We start from the raw sequence: 15325 nt of genomic DNA on the forward strand, positions 1-15325 counted from the left end.
CCAATGCTGGCAACAGCAGAGACCTGGCCATGTCCGATTCCTCGACCACCTCCCGCATCGTGCTTGCGTCGCGTCCGCAGGGGGCGCCAAGTGCAGCCAATTTCCGCCTGGAAAAAGTTGCGTTGCCGTCATTGGCCGCTGGCGAGGTGCTGCTGCGCAACCGCTACCTGTCGCTGGACCCGTACATGCGCGGACGCATGGACGAGGGCCCGTCGTACGCCGCGCCGGTGGCGGTGGGCGAGGTGATGGAAGGGCAGACCGTGGCCGAGGTGCTGCAGTCCAATGCCGAGGGCGTGGCCGCAGGTGAGCTGGTGCTGGCGCCGGGTGGCTGGCAGACCCATGTGGTGCTGCCGGCCAAGGCACTGGGGCGCCGGCTGGATCCGGCCGGGCTGCCGCTGAGTACGGCGCTGGGGGTATATGGCATGCCCGGCTTCACCGCCTATTCCAGCCTGCATGAAATCGCCCGTTTGAAGCCGGGCGAGACGTTGGTGGTGGCTGCCGCGACCGGGCCGGTGGGTGCGACTGTGGCCCAGCTGGCCAAGCTGCAGGGCGCGCGCGTGGTCGCCATCGCCGGTGGCGAAGCCAAGCGTGCCTATCTGCAGACGCTGGGCGTGGACGTGGCGCTGGATCATCGCGCCGCTGATTTCGCCGCCCAGCTGCGCGCAGCGGTTCCTGCGGGTATCGACGTGTATTTCGAGAACGTGGGCGGGCACGTGCTGGATGCAGTGCTGCCGCTGCTCAACGATTTCGCCCGCATTCCGGTGTGCGGCACCATCGCCACCTACAACGAGCGCGGCGTCGAGCAGCCCGGTCCGGACCGGTTGCCCGCACTGTTCAGCCAGATTCTGCGCCAGCGCCTGACCGTGCGCGGTTTCATCGTGCACGACTTCAACCACCTGTGGCCGGACTTCGAACGCGAGATGCCGCAGTGGCTGCGCGATGGCCGCATCCAGTACCGCGAGGATGTGGTGGAAGGGCTGGAGAATGCGCCGGAGGCGTTCTTCGGGCTGCTGAAGGGGCACAACTTCGGCAAGCTGGTGGTGAAGCTGGATTGAGGGCTTGGCGGTGTGCCGACCAAGGTCAGCACCTACCGGAAGCTGGGCGTGCCGACCAAGGTCGGCACCCACGTCAGGCAGTCGAGGCCTTTTCCCGGCGCAGCAGTTCGCGCTTGCGCGCTACACCCCACGCATAGCCGGACAGGTCCCCATCGCGACGTACGACGCGGTGGCAGGGAACTGCCACCGCCAGCGGGTTGCTTGCGCATGCACGTGCTACGGCACGGCTCGAGCGGGGCGCGCCGATGCGTGCGGCGACATCCGCATACGACGCGGTCTGCCCGCGCGGAATCTGCTGCAGCGCCTGCCATACCCGCTGCTGGAACGCGGTGCCGCGGATGTCCAGCGGCAGCGTGGCGCCCCGCGTGGGATCCTCGACCAGGCCCACCACCTGTGCCACCAGTTGTTCATAGCCCTGGTCGGCGCCGACCAGTTCGGCCTGGCGGAAGCGTTGCTGCAATGACTGCAGCAGCGTCTCCGGATCGTCGCCGAGCAGGATCGCGACCACGCCGGTGGCACTGCTGGCCACCAGCACGCTGCCCAGTGAGCTTTCGGCAAGCGCGAAGTGGATGACTTCGCCACGCCCCCCTGCGCGCCATTGCTTGGGAGTCATGCCCAGCAACTTCGGTGCGTTCTCGTAGAAGCGTCCGCTGGAGCCGAAGCCGGCATCGTGGAAAGCGTCGGTGATGCGTTCCTGATGTTCCAGCCCGGTGCGCAGGCGGTCGGCGCGCAGCGCGGCAGCGTACTGCTTCGGGGTCAACCCGGTTGCTTCCTTGAAAAGGCGATGCAGGCGGGTTGGGCTGCAACCCGCGATCCCGGCCAGTTCCTGCAGCGAGGGCTCGTCGTGGCTGGCCTGAAGGTGGCGGCAGACCCGTTCGACGCGGGCATCGAGGGCGGTGGTGGCGGTACTGTCCATGGCCGGATTCTGGCACGCGCCGGTGCTGCGGAAACTCCGTTTCCTGCACCGATGGGCCAGGCCCGGAAACGGGGTGTTGGCAGGGGAGAGGCGCGGCATCGTGGCGGCCACTTCACAACCGGTACCACGACCATGCGCCTGAACAACAAGATCGCTCTCATCACCGGTGCCAGCGCCGGCATCGGCCGCGCCAGCGCCCTGCGCTTCGCTGCCGAAGGGGCAAAGCTGGTGCTCAACGCACGGCGGCCGGAGCCGCTGCAGGCGCTGGCCGAGCAGATTCGCGCCGCCGGTGGCGAAGCCGTGGTACATGCCGCCGACGTGGCCGACCCGGGTACGGCGCAGGCGCTGGTCGATCTGGCCCAGCAGTCATTCGGCGGCCTGGATATCGCCCTCAACAATGCCGGCATGCTTGGCCCAGGCGTGCCGGCGGCGGAGTTCCCGGTGGACGCCTGGCGCGAAGTGATGGCGACCAATCTGGATGCCGCCTTCCATGCGGCACGCGCGCAGTTGCCGGCACTGCTGGCGCGCGGCGGCGGCTCGCTGGTGTTCGTCGGTACCTTCGTCGGCCACACCGTGGGATTCCCGGGCATGGCGGCCTATGCGTCGAGCAAGGCCGGGTTGATCGGCCTGAGCCAGGTGATCGCTGCCGAATACGGCGCGCGCGGCGTGCGCAGCAACGTGCTGCTGCCCGGTGGCACCGATACCGAGATGGGGCGGCAGGCCGCACCCACCGGGGATGCCCGCGACTTCGTGCGCTCGCTGCACGCACTGAAGCGCATGGCCGAGCCGGAGGAGATCGCCAACGCGGCGCTGTTCCTGGCCAGCGATGAAAGCAGTTTCGTTACCGGAACCGCGATGCGTGTGGAAGGTGGGGTGTCGATCACACGTACCTGAGCGGGGTCAGGAGCGTGGCGCGTAGCGGATACCGCTGCTGGCCATGAAGCCTTTCGGATCGAAACGGGCCCAGGCTTCGCCCCAGCCGAACCGGGCGTGGCCGCCGGCCAGCTTGCGACCCAGCGCCGCACCCAGGGTGCGGCGCATGAAGGCGACTTCGGCATCGATCGCGGCCTGGGTCGGCCAGCCGTCTTCCAACGTTGCACCGGGTAGATCGACGCCCATTGTCACCATGTCGAGCTGTTGCCCGTGGAAGCACAGGCTGATGCCAGCGGGCGCACCGCCCAGGCTGAGCTGGTGCAGGCTGAGCCAGTGATAGCCGGTGCCGACATCGCGCTCTCCTCGCATCAGCGTGGCAAAGTCGATGCGCGCCTCCTCCAGTGACAGGGTGGGGCAGATCAACGTCGGCAGGTTGCCGAGCTGGATGCTGCCGTCTGTCGCATTGAGGAGCATCGGCAACGCGTGGGCTGCGTGCTGGGCAGAAGAGGGCATGGCATACCGGTGGGCGTGGTGCCCCGGATTCTGGCTGCGCGGAGCCGTGGCGGCAAGCCATTGCCTGCACATGACGTTGGCGCAGGACTGACCTGCGGCTTACCCGGCAACCTCTAACGTGGTGGGCAACGTGGGCCCGCCGCCGGCGTGGGAGATTTCAATGAACGAGCGAGGCAAGGATCAGGACCCGAAGCAGGGCATCCAGGAAAGCCGCCAGGACAGGAAGCAGGACGATGTGGCCAAGCAGCGGCCGGGGCAGCGCGATCAACAGGTGCGCGATAGGCACTCGCGCAGTCCACATCGCAAGGATGGCGGTGAGGAGCCGGCCTGAGCCCCGGGTGCTGAAAAGAAAAAACCCGCAGATCGCGGAGATCTACGGGTTCTTTCCGAATAGTGGTGGAGCCAAGGAGGATCGAACTCCTGACCTCGTCATTGCGAACGACGCGCTCTCCCAGCTGAGCTATGGCCCCACGGCAGGCTTTCAGTGTAGCGCTGCCCGGCGGGCTTGCCAAGCGTCGGGCCGGACCGGAACAGCGGCAGCCGTGCAGCCACCACCGTCCCACACTGATTCAGGCCAGGGCCTGGCGTAGCAGGGCGCCCGCGCGCTGTACCGCCACGCCGGTAGAAACAGCCACCCCCTGCAGGTGGATGCAGGCATGGATCATCCCGGGCAGTTGCTCCAGCGTGCAGGCGATACCCTCGGCCTGCAGGCGATGCGCGTACTGCTCGGCTTCGTCGCGCAGCGGGTCGTGCTCGCAGCTGAGTACGGAGGCTGGCGCCAGCCCCTGCAGGTCTGTTGCCTGCGCGGGCGAGGCCAGTGACGGCGGCTGATCCAGATTACCCAGATAGGCCTGCCAGCAGCGCTGCATCAGTTCGGCGCTGAGGTAGTAGCCCGTGGCGTAGTCGCGGTAGGAATCGCTGCCCATGCCGGCATCCAGCGCCGGGTACAGCAGCAACTGGTGGCACGGTTGCGGCAGGCCGAGATCGCGCAGCAGCAGGCAGCAGGCGGCGGCCAGATTGCCACCGGCGCTGTCGCCGCCGATCGCCAATCGCTGCGGGTCCAGCCCGAGGCGCTCGGCGTTGTCCTGCAGCCACGACCAGGCATCGGCAACGTCGTGCAGCGGCACCGGGAACGGGTGTTCCGGCGCCAACCGGTAGCCCACGGCCACAATCACGCAGCCACTGGCATTGGCCAGCGCACGGCAGGGACCGTCATAGACCGCCAACGAGCACTGGAACCAGCCGCCGCCGTGGGCGAACAGCAGGGCCGGCGCTGGTCCGTCGGGCAAACCTTCCGGTGTGTAGAGGCGGACGTCCAGCGCCTGCCCGTCGCGTGCGATCACCGTGTGTTCGATCACATGCGCAACCGGCTGCGGCGCACCCTGCAACTGTGGCAGCGCGCTCTCGCTGATCGCCCGCAGTTCGCGCAGCTCCTCCGGCAGCGGATGCGCCGCGACGGCGTCGACAAACTGCTGCAGCGCCGGTTCAAGCTGCATGGCGCACCTCCTGCAGGAACGGCAGAAGCTGCGCCAGGAACGCCTGCGGCGCTTCTTCCATGATGAAGTGGCCGCAGCCCGGCACGATGCTGCCGCGCACGTTGTCGGCGTGCGGTTGCAGGGTCAGCATCGGCGCATCGGCGGTGGCGTGCTCGGCGCCGATGGCCAGCACCGGCATCGCCAGCCGGCGCTGTGCACGTTCCTTGTTCTGGCGGATGGTTTCCGGGATCGCGCGGTACCAGGCGAAGCCGGCCCGCAGTGCGCCGGGGCGGCTGTAGGCGGCGATGTAGGTGTCGGCAGCCACCGCGTCACGGCGGTACGACCAGCGGTCGAACATGAACTCCAGGTAGGCGCGTTCGCGGCCACTGATCAGTGCTTCGGGCAGGTCCGCGACCTGGTTGAACATGAAGTGCCAGAGGAAGATGTTGTCGGCCGGGGCAGCGAAGATGCTCGGTTCCGGCGCCAGGCCGGGAATCACCGCTTCGGTAACCGCCAGCTGGCGCACCGCCTGCGGCTGGTCGCTGGCCAGTGCATAGGCAATCCACATACCGATGTCATGTCCGACTACCTGGTAGCGCTCGTGGCCCAGCGCCTGCATGGTCTGGTGCAGGACGGCGGCGGCACTGCCGGTGTCGTAGCCGTGGCTGGGGCGATCGGATTCGCCGATGCCCGGCGGATCGACCGCGATGGCTTCGAAGCCGGCTTCGGCCAGGGCGTGCAGCACATGGCGCCAGGCGTACCAGGTCTGCGGCCAGCCGGGAATCAGCAATACGGGTTCACCGTGACCCGCGGACACGCAATGCACGCGCTGGCCGTCGATGCGCAGGTAATGGTGGCGCAGGGGAGCGTCGCCGGCAGCGCCAGCGGAAAGAGAAGTGGTCATGAGGGAGTGCTCCGTTGGGGCTCAGGCGATGCCGAGCATCTGCTGCATCTGCGCGGTGCTGATCGGTGCACCGGCGAAGTCGTCGAAGATCTTGTCGGTGACCGGAATGATGTGGTCGTGGATGAATGCAGCGCCTTCGCGCGCGCCGGCTTCCTGGTCCTTCAGGCAGCACTCCCATTCCAGCGTCGCCCAGCCCTGGTAGTCGTACTGGGCCAGCTTGGAGAAGATCGACTTGAAGTCGACTTGGCCGTCGCCCAGCGAGCGGAAGCGGCCGGCGCGCTCGGTCCAGTCGGCGTAGCCGCCATAGATGCCCTGGCGGCCGCTGGGGCGGAACTCCGCATCCTTGACGTGGAACATGCGGATCAGCGGGTGGTAGATGTCGAGGTACTCCAGGTAGTCCAGCTGCTGCAGCACGAAGTGGCTGGGATCGAACAGGATGCGGCAGCGCTGGTGCTGACCGACGCGCTCGAAGAAGCGCTCGAAGCTGGTGCCGTCATGCAGGTCTTCGCTGGGGTGGATCTCGTAGCAGAGGTTGATGCCGTTGTCCTCGCAGGTATCGAGGATCGGCCGCCAGCGTCGCGCCAGTTCATCGAAGGCCGCGTCGATCAGGCCCGGCGGGCGCTGCGGGAACGGGAACAGGTAGGGCCAGGCGAAGGAGCCGGAGAAGGTGCCCATGTCCTGCAGGCCCAGTCGGCGCGAGGCACGGGCTGCCAGGTGCAGCTGCTGCTGCGCCCATTCGCTGCGGGCCTTCGGGTTGCCGCGCAGTGCTTCCGGGGCGAAGCCATCGCAGAGTTCATCGTAGGCCGGATGCACGGCCACCAGCTGGCCGAGGATGTGGGTGGTGAGCTCGCTGACCTGCAGGCCGTGCTCGGCGAGGGTGCCGCGGATGTCATCGCAGTAGTCCTGGCTGTCGGCGGCGGTGGCCAGGTCGAACAGGCGTGCATCCCACGCGGGAATCTGCAGGGCCTTGAAACCGTGGCCGGCGGCCCACGCGGCAATGCCGGCAAGTGAGTTGAAAGGGGGCTGGTCTCCGGCGAACTGCGCCAGGTGCAGGCTGGGGCCCTTGAGGGTCTGCATGTGTTGCTCCAATTGTTTGTCGGTCGACAAAGAATAGGCGCGACCCTCGCGGTGGTCAACACCCGCGTTACACTGCGCGCCTCACTGGAGCAGGCAGGCAGATGGCAGGGCGACCGCGCGAATTCGACAGGGACCAGGCGTTGCGCAAGGCGATGCTGCTGTTCTGGCAGCACGGCTATGAAGGCACGTCGATGTCGGCACTGGTCGAAACGCTGGGCATCGCGTCGGCGCGCATCTACGCCGCGTTCGGCAGCAAGGAGCAGCTGTTCCGCGAAGCCGTGGCGCTGTACGAAGAGGGCGAGGGCGGTTTCGCGCCGCGCGCGCTGGAGCAGGCAACATTGCGTGAGGCGATCGGTTCGATGCTGCGCGAAGCCGTGCTGACCTACACCCGTCGCGGGCGCCCGCATGGTTGCCTGGTGGTGTCCTCGGCCAGCAGCGTGTCGCCCGATGGCGAAGGCGTGCGGGACTGGCTGGCCAGCCATCGTCGCCAGCGCACGGCGGCGATCATCGCGCGGCTGCAGCAGGCGCAGGCCGAGGGGGAGCTGGCCGACGACGCGGCGGTGCAGGCGCTGGGCGACCACTTCGCCACGGTGCTGCATGGCATCTCGGTGCAGGCGCGTGACGGCATCAGCCGCGAGCGCCTGCTGGCGATGGTCGATGTCGCGTTGACCCCGCTGCCCTGAGTCAAGCCTTCAGGGCGTGCGGAATGCCCTGTAACTGTGCCGAAAGCGCTTGTTTCGCCGGGTTTGGGTGCTGCGCAACGAAATCGTAACAATTTGGGGGATAATGGCCGCTTGCGCAGTTTTCCTCCTTTTTGCCGCCCGGCCCGCGCAGGCCGCTCGGACGCCTCCTCAGAGCATTGCATGCCCTCCCATACCGATTCCCGCCGCCTGTCGGGTCTGTCGTCTTCCCTTGTTTCCTTCCGCCGCCACCCGCTGGCACTGGCCTGTGCCGGTCTGGCCCTGGTCGGCAGCTTCGGCGCCGCCGCGCAGGACAGCGCGCCGACCCCGACCGGCCTGGACACGATCACCGTGACCGCCGAACACCGTGAGCAGAACCTGCAGGAAGTGCCGGTTTCGGTCGGCGTGGTGCAGGGCGAGCGCATGCGCGACTTCACCGCTGGCGGCGACGACACCCTGCTGGCGCTGTCCGGCCGCGTGCCGAGCCTGTATGCGGAAACCACCACCGGCCGCATCTTCCCGCGCTTCTACATCCGCGGCCTGGGCAATATCGACTTCTACCTGGGGGCCTCGCAGCCGGTGTCGATCATCCAGGACGACGTGGTGCTGGAACACGTGGTGCTGAAGTCCAATCCGGTCTATGACGTGGACCAGGTGGAAGTGCTGCGCGGCCCGCAGGGCTCGCTGTTCGGTCGCAACACCACTGCTGGCATCGTCAAGTTCGACACCCTGAAGCCGACCCAGGACTACACCGGCCGCGTCAGCGCCAGCTACGCCACCTACAACAGCGTGTCGATCGACGGCGGCTTCGGCGGCCCGATCAACGACATCGCCTCGTTCCGCGTGTCGGCCCTGTACCAGCACCGCGACGACTACGTTGACAACACCTACAAGGGCCCGAGCGCCGACGGCACGGTCAGCCCGAAGAAGAACGCCATGGGCGGCTTCGATGACCGCAACGTGCGCGCGCAGCTGCTGCTGACCCCGAGCGACCAGTTCTCGATCCTGGCCTCGGCCCATGCTCGTGATTACGAAGGTACCTCGACCCTCTTCCTGCGCGGTGCGCTGACCAAGGGCTCGAACAAGACCGACGTGCCGCGCGACAAGGTTGCCTACGACGAAGCCGACAACAATCCGCAGGCCTACAAGACCTACGGCGGCTCGGTGAAGGCACGTTACGACTTCGGCGCGATCGACTTCACCTCGATCACCGCCTACGAAACCACCTCCGGCTACAGCCGTGGCGACACCGACGGCGGCGCTGCGGTGAACTTCCCGGTGAACGGCGTGCCGAACGGCTACGGCCAGTCGATGGGCCGCATCCGCGACCTGGACCAGTGGACCCAGGAATTCCGCCTGGCCAGCCATGACGACAGCGCGCTGCAGTGGCAGGCCGGTGCGTTCTACTTCAACGGCAGCGACACCACCGACTTCTACCAGCGCGCCTGGTTCCTGCAGGGCGCGGCACGCAATCCGAACAACTGGGTGCGCCTGCGCAACAAGAACACCTCGTGGGCCGGTTTCGGCCAGCTGAGCTACGCCTTCACCGACAAGTTCACCGTCACCGCCGGCCTGCGCCAGACCAGGGACGAGAAGCACACCCGCCTGCTGAAGACCGCCGACACCGCTGCCGGCGTGGTCACCTACAAGGGCCGCACCGACGTCAAGATGTCCGACACCACCCCGAGCTGGGATCTGAGCGCGATGTATCAGATCACGCCGGACGTGAGCGTCTACGCCAAGGTCGCGCGTGGCTTCCGTGGCCCGACCATCCAGGGCCGTTCGGCAGTGTTCAATGCCGACTTCACCACCGCCGATTCCGAGACGATCCTGTCCTGGGAAGCGGGCGTGAAGAGCAGCCTGTGGGACAACCGCCTGCGCCTGAACGCCACCGCGTTCACCTACACCGTCAACGACATCCAGCTCAACGGCAACGATTCGGACGGCAACGGCGTGCTGTTCAACGCCGACAAGGCCAAGGCCTACGGCTTCGAAGCCGACATGGAGCTGCGCCCGATCCCGAACCTGACCCTGAGCGCCGGCCTGAGCCTGCTGCACAGCGAGATCAAGGACAAGCGCGTCTACGCGCAGGTCTGCGGCCTCAACGGCCAGGTGGTCTGCACCGTCGGCGACCCGACCATCAAGGTCGGTGCCAACACCTTCGCGCAGATCGACGGCAACCCGCTGCCGAACGCGCCGAAGTACAACGTGAACCTGGCCGCCCGCTACGACTTCCCGGTCAGCGACGCCGGCACCATGTTCGTCTCCACCGACTGGAACAAGCAGGGTTACACCAGCTTCGTGCTGTACGACAGCAAGGAGTTCAACTCCAAGGGTGACTTCGAAGGTGGCCTGAAGATCGGCTACTCGGGCAACTACGGTGCCTACGAAGTGGCGCTGTTCGCGCGCAACATCACCAACGAGAAGAACCTCAAGGGTGTGATCGAGAACTACATGGCGGCGGTCTACAACGAGCCGCGCACCGTGGGTGTCTCGCTGAACATGAACTGGTAAGCCTTACCCCGTCGTGTACCGGAAACGGCGCTCATCGAGCGCCGTTTTTCGTTGCTGGCCAGGCATCATCCGTGCTCAAGGCGTGGCGCTGACGCCCTTGCCCAGCGCTGCATCGGACGGCGCACTGGGGCCCAGCACCTGCAGCTGCATCGCCTCCATCCGCTCCAGTACCTTGCGCTGCTTGCCGTTGAGGCCGCGCGAGGTGATTGCGATGTGCTTGCGTGCAGCGTCCAGCGGCGCGGGTTGGTAGTGCACCGTGAAGCGGCGCAGGGCGCATCCCGTCAGCTTGTCGACCGGTGCGCAGTCGTTGGCGTTGAAATCGATATCGCCGTCGGCGGCAACAATGAAGGGGCTGAGCAGGATCTGCCCTTCGCGGGCAGTGAAGGCCAGTGGCGCGTGGGCCTTGGCGATGACCGCCTGGATGCGTACGGCAGGGATGTCTTCAGGGACGATCCTGTCATCCCAGTAGCCTTCGGTCGGGCGCGAGGTTTCGTAGTTCTGGGTGCCCCATGCCACGCAGTTGCCGGAGGCCACATGCACCGAGATGCAGACCTGCTGGGAGTGCTGATCGGTCAGGACGCCGGGTGGTACCCAGACCTTCTTCCAGGAATAGAAACGGTAATCGACGTCGGCCAGGCGGGTGGCGCCGATGTCCTTCGATACTTCGTCCGTGGTCCCCAGCGGCTTCAGCTTGGCCACGCGGGTGTTCAGGCGGTAGTTCTCCGCACCGTTCAGCAGATAGGTGCCCGGCGGAATCAGATGCACCTCGAACACGTCCATCAACACCGTCCGCTGCGGGCCGGTTTCCAGTTCGTTGGTGTTGAACAGCTGCACATAGCCCTGGGAGGGAATATCCTTGTGCTGGAAGGACACCCGCGTCGAGAACCCGGGTAGGTCGGTCGAGCGGTTGCCCAGATGAAAGCCGGGGACCGGAGAGCCGACACCTGGCCCGCCGTTGTGCACGACATACGGGGCCGGCACCAGCACGGCAACCAGACCGTCGCGGGTGGCACCGTCAATGATGTCCACCAGCTTGGCTGTGTTCTCCTTTTCCTGTGCATAGGAAAGCGGTGCGGCCTGCCCAGAGCATGCCAGGCCCAACGTGGTTAGCAGCAGTGCGCAGGCGGTCGCGATCTTGAGGGTCTGCATCGACGTCTCCTTGTCAGTACCGCCAAACCCTAGCACGGCCCCTGCAGGCTTGAGGTGCACGGCGCCGGCGTGGTCCGGCGCCTTGTGCCATCAACGTGCGGGCAGCAGCGCCTGCAGCCGCGACTCCAGTTCCTGCTGGCGCCAGCCGGCCAGTGCGGCTGGCCATTGGCGGCGTTCCAGATAGCTTTCCAGATGCTTGCGCGATGCCAGCACGCCATCCGGCAGGCCCAGCTCGCGGCTGCGTTCAGTCACCGCGTCCTGCAGCTTCTTCACTACCTGCTTGTTGCTGTCGTTGGCGGGCAGTGCCAGCGGTGCCTCGGCCTCATCGGCCAGCGGCGTGGACAGTGCCTGCCAGACCGCGCCTGCAAGCTTGCGCGGCGCCTTCGGGAACTGCTCGAACAGCCTGCCCAGTGCAGTCTCGTCGGCCGGTGGCGTGCGCGCCAGGGTGGCGGCCAGTTCGTTGTCCAGGATCCAGCTTCGCGGGCGGTCGCTGCTGCGTGCCTGCACATCACGCCAGCGCAGCAGGCGCAGCAGGCGGTGCTGTGCGGCCGCGTCGAGGAACTGCGCCGAGCGCATCGCCAGATGCGGCCAGCGGTCCTCGTCGTTGGCGACGCTGGCCAGCAGACGCTCGCCATCGTCGTGCAGCCACTGCTGGCGGCCAAGCGCCTGCAGCTTGGCATCAATGGCGTCATGCAGCGCGAACAGGTGCTCGACATCGTCGGCGGCGTACTGCAGCTGCGACTCCGAAAGCGGGCGGCGCATCCAGTCCGAACGGGTTTCGCCCTTGGCCAGGGCGACGCCGGTGATTTCCGCCACCAGCTTCTGGTAGCCCATGCCGCCGCCGATGCCGGCCAGCGCGGCACCGATCTGGGTGTCGAACAGTGGTCGCGGCAGCACGCCGCACGCCCACTTGAAGGCGACCAGGTCTTCGCTGGCGCTGTGCATCACCTTGGTGATGGATTCATCGGCCAGCCACGGTGCCAGCGCCTCGGTCATGCCGGGAATCAGCGGGTCGATCAGCAGAATGTCCTGCCCGACCGCCATCTGCACCAGGGCCAGCTGCGGCCAGAAGGTGCGTTCACGGATGAATTCGGTGTCCAGGCCGATGCGGGTCGGGCGCTGCTGGAAGTACGCATCCAGCTCGGCGGGGGTGGTGATCCAGGTTGCCACGGTTCAGGGCCTACTACTCGGGTTTGCTCAGGCAGGGGAGAATAGCCTAACGTCGGTGCGCGTCCGTGCCGAAGGAGGCTCCGCTTGCGTTTTCCGTTGTCGTCCGCGCTGTGCACCGCCCTGGCCATGGCCTTGGCAGGCTGCACGCCGTCGCCCCCCACGGCAGCGGACCGGAGTGCCGGGGAGGAGGCGCGCCCGTCCGCGAACGCAGACAGCGACGAGCGCCCGCAGGCCGGGCAGGGCAGCGTGACCATCGCCGGTGAGGATGCCGCCGAGGACGTACAGCAGTGGACGCCGCCGCGGGTGGACCGCCAGGGCCGCAGCCTGGCCCAGTTGCGCCGCGCGGCCGGGCAGGCCTTCACTGAGGGCCGGCTGTATGAGGATGCCGATGCCGCCATTCCGCTGTGGCTGGCAGTACAGGAAGAGGACCCGGATGACCGCCAGGCCCGCCAGGGCCTGCAGCGTGCCCGCCAGCGCCTGCAGCAGCAGGCGGATGCGTTGCTGGTGCGGCCGCTGAAGCAGCGCGAGGCGCTGGCCGAGGCCAGCCGCCAGGCGCTGGTGCTGCTGACCCTGGCGCCCAAGGACGAGAAGGTACGCGCACTGCAGGGTCGGGTGGAGCTTGCCCAGCGGGTGGTCGCTTACAACCGCGCCGGTGAAGAGGACCTGCGCGCGGACCGGATCGGCGAGGACGGGGATGGCGCCATCGGCAACTTCCGCGAGGCGCTGGCACTGGACGAGAACAACAGCCGTGCACGGCAGGGACTGGCCGCGGCCGAAAGCGGGTTGATCCGTCGTGCCGAGGACGCTGCTCGCACGCGCGATTTCGCCAGCGCGGGCACCTGGCTGGCCGAAGCCAGCAAGGTGCGCGACTCGTCGCCGACCATTGCCGACGCGTTCGAGCGCATCGAGCAGATCCGTGCGGCGGCATTGCTGCAGTTGCGCGATGACGGCCTGCGCGACCTGTCCACGCCGCAGGGCCTGAAGCCGGCACGCGAGAAACTGGCCGAGGCCCTGCGCATCGCCCTGCCGGGAGACGCGGTGGTGGCCCAGCTGCGTGAGCGCATCGACCTGGCCACCCACTACGGCAGCTTCCGCCCGGGACAGGTGTTCAGCGACGCCATGCGTGATGGCGGACGCGGTCCGCAGATGGTGGTGGTGCCGCATGGCGGTTTCCAGATGGGCGCCGGTGATGCCGAACCGGGTTCGAGCGATGCTGAGCGACCATCGCACTATGTGCGCTTTGATCGAGGCTTCGCGATGGCGATCACCGAGGTCACGGTCAGCGATTTCCAGCGCTACGTGAAGGCCACCAACGCGCGCCCCCGGGCGACGCGGCGTGGCCATTCGGTGGTCTATGACGAACGCAGCGGCAATTTCATCCGCCGCAGCGGCGTGGACTGGCGCTCGGATTACGACGGTGGCCGCGCGATGGCCAATTCGCCGGTGATGCACGTCAGCATCCGCGATGCCGAAAATTATGCGGCGTGGTTGTCCGAGCAGACCGGGCGCAGCTACCGGTTGCCCAGTGAAGCAGAGTTCGAGTACGCGCTGCGCGGCGGCAACAGTGGTCGCTACCCCTGGGGCGATGCGGGCACGCCGCCGCCGGGCAGCGGCAATTTCACCGGCAGCAAGGATGTGTCGCCGTCCGGGCGGCATTGGCACAACGCCTTCATCGGCTATGGCGATGGCTGGTGGGGGCCGGCACCGGTAGGGAGTTTCCAGGCCAATGCCTTCGGCCTGCACGATATGGGCGGCAATCTCAGCGAATGGGTGGCCGATTGCTGGCATGCCAGCTACCGGCGCGCGCCCGCCGATGGCGCCGCCTGGTTCAACCCGGGCTGTCGCGCACGGGTGATCCGGGGGGGCAACTGGGCCAATGCGCCGGAGCAGACCCGCGCCGCCTGGCGGCAATCCCAGGACTCGGATACCACCAACGCGCGCATCGGCTTCCGCCTGGTACGCGGTATCTGATCGGCAGCCGGCTTCACCCGTTGCTGGCATCGGCGCACTAAGATTGCGCCGTGCCCGCCGGCCGGCGGGGCCTGCTGGAAGCCGACCCGATGCGCAACGATCCCTTTTCCCGCCCGCCACAAGGCTCGCAGCGCCGCGGCCTGTTCGGCAACATCCGCTGGTGGGTACTGCTGCTGGCCGCCGGCTACGCGGTCTTCTACTGGTTTTCCAACCGCACGGTGGATCCCTATACCGGCGAGAAGGTGATGATCGACAGCAGCCTGGACGCGCGCCAGGAGACTGCTTTGGGGCTGCAGGCCTACCAGCAGATCCTGTCGCAGGAACGGCCGATGGACCCCAATGCACCGATCGCGCGTGATGTGCGTGACATCGCCCAGCGCCTGATCGCCAAGGTCGATGTGGTGGAGACCGCGCTGGCCCAGGAGCATGGCGTGCAGCCGGCGCACTTCGCGCGGGATTTCCAGTGGGAAGTGAACGTGATTCCGTCCGACCAGGCCAATGCGTTCTGCCTGCCGGGCGGCAAGATGGCGGTCTACACCGGGCTGGTGCCGGTGGCGCGCACCCGCGATGCGATGGCGGTGGTGATGGGCCACGAGATCGCGCATGCGCTGCTGCGCCATGGTGCACAGCGCATGGCCCAGCAGAAGCTGACCCAGATCGGGCAGGTGGCCGGCGCCGCCAGCGGCATGGATGCGCAGCAGCAACAGATGATGATGTCAGCGATGGGCTACGGTTACCTGTTGCCGTATGCACGCAGCCACGAGACACAGGCCGACGAAGTGGGCCTGATGCTGGCGGCGGCGGCGTGCTTCGACCCACGCGAGGCGGTGCCGCTGTGGCAGCGCATGGGCCAGGCCAGTGGTGGCCAGTCACCACCGGAGTTTTCCTCGACCCACCCGAACCCGGGCACCCGCATCCAGAACCTGCAGGCGCTGATGCCGAAGGCACTCGAGTACCGGCAGAAGTTCTGCGAGCAGGCAAAGTAGAGGGTGTTGTTCGGCAGGGCTTGCAGCCCTGCACCTGCCGAA

The 15325-nt window shown here is 67.3% G+C and carries 14 protein-coding genes and 1 tRNA gene; 7 read left to right on the forward strand and 8 right to left on the reverse strand.

Annotated features, from left to right (window positions below; translation table 11 throughout):
- The first annotated feature begins 29 nt into the window (after positions 1-29).
- Positions 30-1055, forward strand: coding sequence for an NADP-dependent oxidoreductase (locus tag G5A07_RS11360; protein WP_191863325.1), 1026 nt, complete (start codon positions 30-32; stop codon positions 1053-1055).
- Positions 1056-1128: 73 nt separating this feature from the next.
- On the opposite strand, the gene G5A07_RS11365 is transcribed toward G5A07_RS11360, so the two are convergent.
- Positions 1129-1971 (reverse strand): methylated-DNA--[protein]-cysteine S-methyltransferase, encoded by an 843-nt coding sequence (locus G5A07_RS11365; protein ID WP_043400851.1) that lies wholly within the window; start codon positions 1969-1971, stop codon positions 1129-1131.
- A gap of 132 nt (positions 1972-2103) precedes the next feature.
- Here G5A07_RS11365 and G5A07_RS11370 point away from each other — a divergent pair, with 132 nt between their 5' ends.
- Entirely contained in the window at positions 2104-2865 is a 762-nt protein-coding gene (locus G5A07_RS11370; RefSeq protein WP_043400854.1) for an SDR family oxidoreductase, read from the forward strand.
- Between the two features lie 6 nt (positions 2866-2871).
- Here the strand turns inward: G5A07_RS11370 and G5A07_RS11375 are convergent, their stop codons facing one another.
- On the reverse strand, positions 2872-3357 hold the full coding sequence (locus G5A07_RS11375; protein ID WP_043400858.1) for a hypothetical protein: 486 nt from the start codon (positions 3355-3357) through the stop codon (positions 2872-2874).
- Between the two features lie 160 nt (positions 3358-3517).
- On the opposite strand from G5A07_RS11375, the gene G5A07_RS11380 reads away from it, so the two are divergent.
- A complete protein-coding gene (locus G5A07_RS11380; RefSeq protein WP_181390032.1) occupies positions 3518-3688 on the forward strand; it encodes a hypothetical protein in 171 nt (56 codons plus the stop codon).
- A 63-nt stretch (positions 3689-3751) separates the two neighbouring features.
- Here the strand turns inward: G5A07_RS11380 and G5A07_RS11385 are convergent.
- The 4 genes from G5A07_RS11385 to G5A07_RS11400 all read right to left on the reverse strand — a co-directional run bounded on the left by G5A07_RS11385 (position 3752) and on the right by G5A07_RS11400 (position 6813).
- Positions 3752-3827: transfer RNA gene (locus G5A07_RS11385), tRNA-Ala, on the reverse strand.
- 99 nt (positions 3828-3926) lie between these two features.
- Positions 3927-4853: an alpha/beta hydrolase gene (locus G5A07_RS11390; RefSeq protein WP_099559648.1), complete on the reverse strand. Its 927-nt coding sequence runs from the start codon at positions 4851-4853 to the stop codon at positions 3927-3929.
- Complete coding sequence (locus G5A07_RS11395) at positions 4843-5736, reverse strand: alpha/beta hydrolase (RefSeq protein ID WP_191863326.1); 894 nt, start codon at positions 5734-5736, stop codon at positions 4843-4845. The genes G5A07_RS11390 and G5A07_RS11395 overlap by 11 nt, the downstream gene beginning before the upstream one ends.
- A gap of 21 nt (positions 5737-5757) precedes the next feature.
- Complete coding sequence (locus tag G5A07_RS11400) at positions 5758-6813, reverse strand: sugar phosphate isomerase/epimerase family protein (RefSeq protein WP_191863327.1); 1056 nt, start codon at positions 6811-6813, stop codon at positions 5758-5760.
- Between the two features lie 101 nt (positions 6814-6914).
- Between G5A07_RS11400 and G5A07_RS11405 the strand changes: the two genes are divergently transcribed.
- Both G5A07_RS11405 and G5A07_RS11410 read left to right on the forward strand, forming a co-directional pair.
- Positions 6915-7496, forward strand: coding sequence for a TetR/AcrR family transcriptional regulator (locus G5A07_RS11405; protein WP_049437387.1), 582 nt, complete (start codon positions 6915-6917; stop codon positions 7494-7496).
- A 180-nt stretch (positions 7497-7676) separates the two neighbouring features.
- Positions 7677-10007: a TonB-dependent receptor gene (locus G5A07_RS11410; protein WP_049482256.1), complete on the forward strand. Its 2331-nt coding sequence runs from the start codon at positions 7677-7679 to the stop codon at positions 10005-10007.
- A gap of 75 nt (positions 10008-10082) precedes the next feature.
- Here the strand turns inward: G5A07_RS11410 and G5A07_RS11415 are convergent, their stop codons facing one another.
- Positions 10083-11156, reverse strand: coding sequence for a hypothetical protein (locus tag G5A07_RS11415; RefSeq protein WP_053443323.1), 1074 nt, complete (start codon positions 11154-11156; stop codon positions 10083-10085).
- A 90-nt stretch (positions 11157-11246) separates the two neighbouring features.
- Positions 11247-12326 carry a ribonuclease D gene (rnd, locus tag G5A07_RS11420; RefSeq protein WP_191863328.1) on the reverse strand — a complete coding sequence of 360 codons (1080 nt, stop codon included), beginning with the start codon at positions 12324-12326 and terminating at the stop codon, positions 11247-11249.
- Positions 12327-12410: 84 nt separating this feature from the next.
- Here rnd and G5A07_RS11425 point away from each other — a divergent pair, with 84 nt between their 5' ends.
- Together G5A07_RS11425 and G5A07_RS11430 are read left to right on the forward strand one after the other, a co-directional pair.
- Positions 12411-14297, forward strand: a complete 1887-nt coding sequence (locus G5A07_RS11425; RefSeq protein WP_171955222.1) for a formylglycine-generating enzyme family protein — start codon at positions 12411-12413, stop codon at positions 14295-14297.
- Between the two features lie 89 nt (positions 14298-14386).
- Positions 14387-15283, forward strand: coding sequence for a M48 family metallopeptidase (locus G5A07_RS11430; protein WP_019336850.1), 897 nt, complete (start codon positions 14387-14389; stop codon positions 15281-15283).
- Positions 15284-15325 lie beyond the last annotated feature (42 nt).

The sequence above is a fragment of the Stenotrophomonas sp. AS012628 genome (genome assembly GCF_010608305.1).
GTDB classification, from domain to species: Bacteria; Pseudomonadota; Gammaproteobacteria; order Xanthomonadales; family Xanthomonadaceae; genus Stenotrophomonas; species Stenotrophomonas geniculata.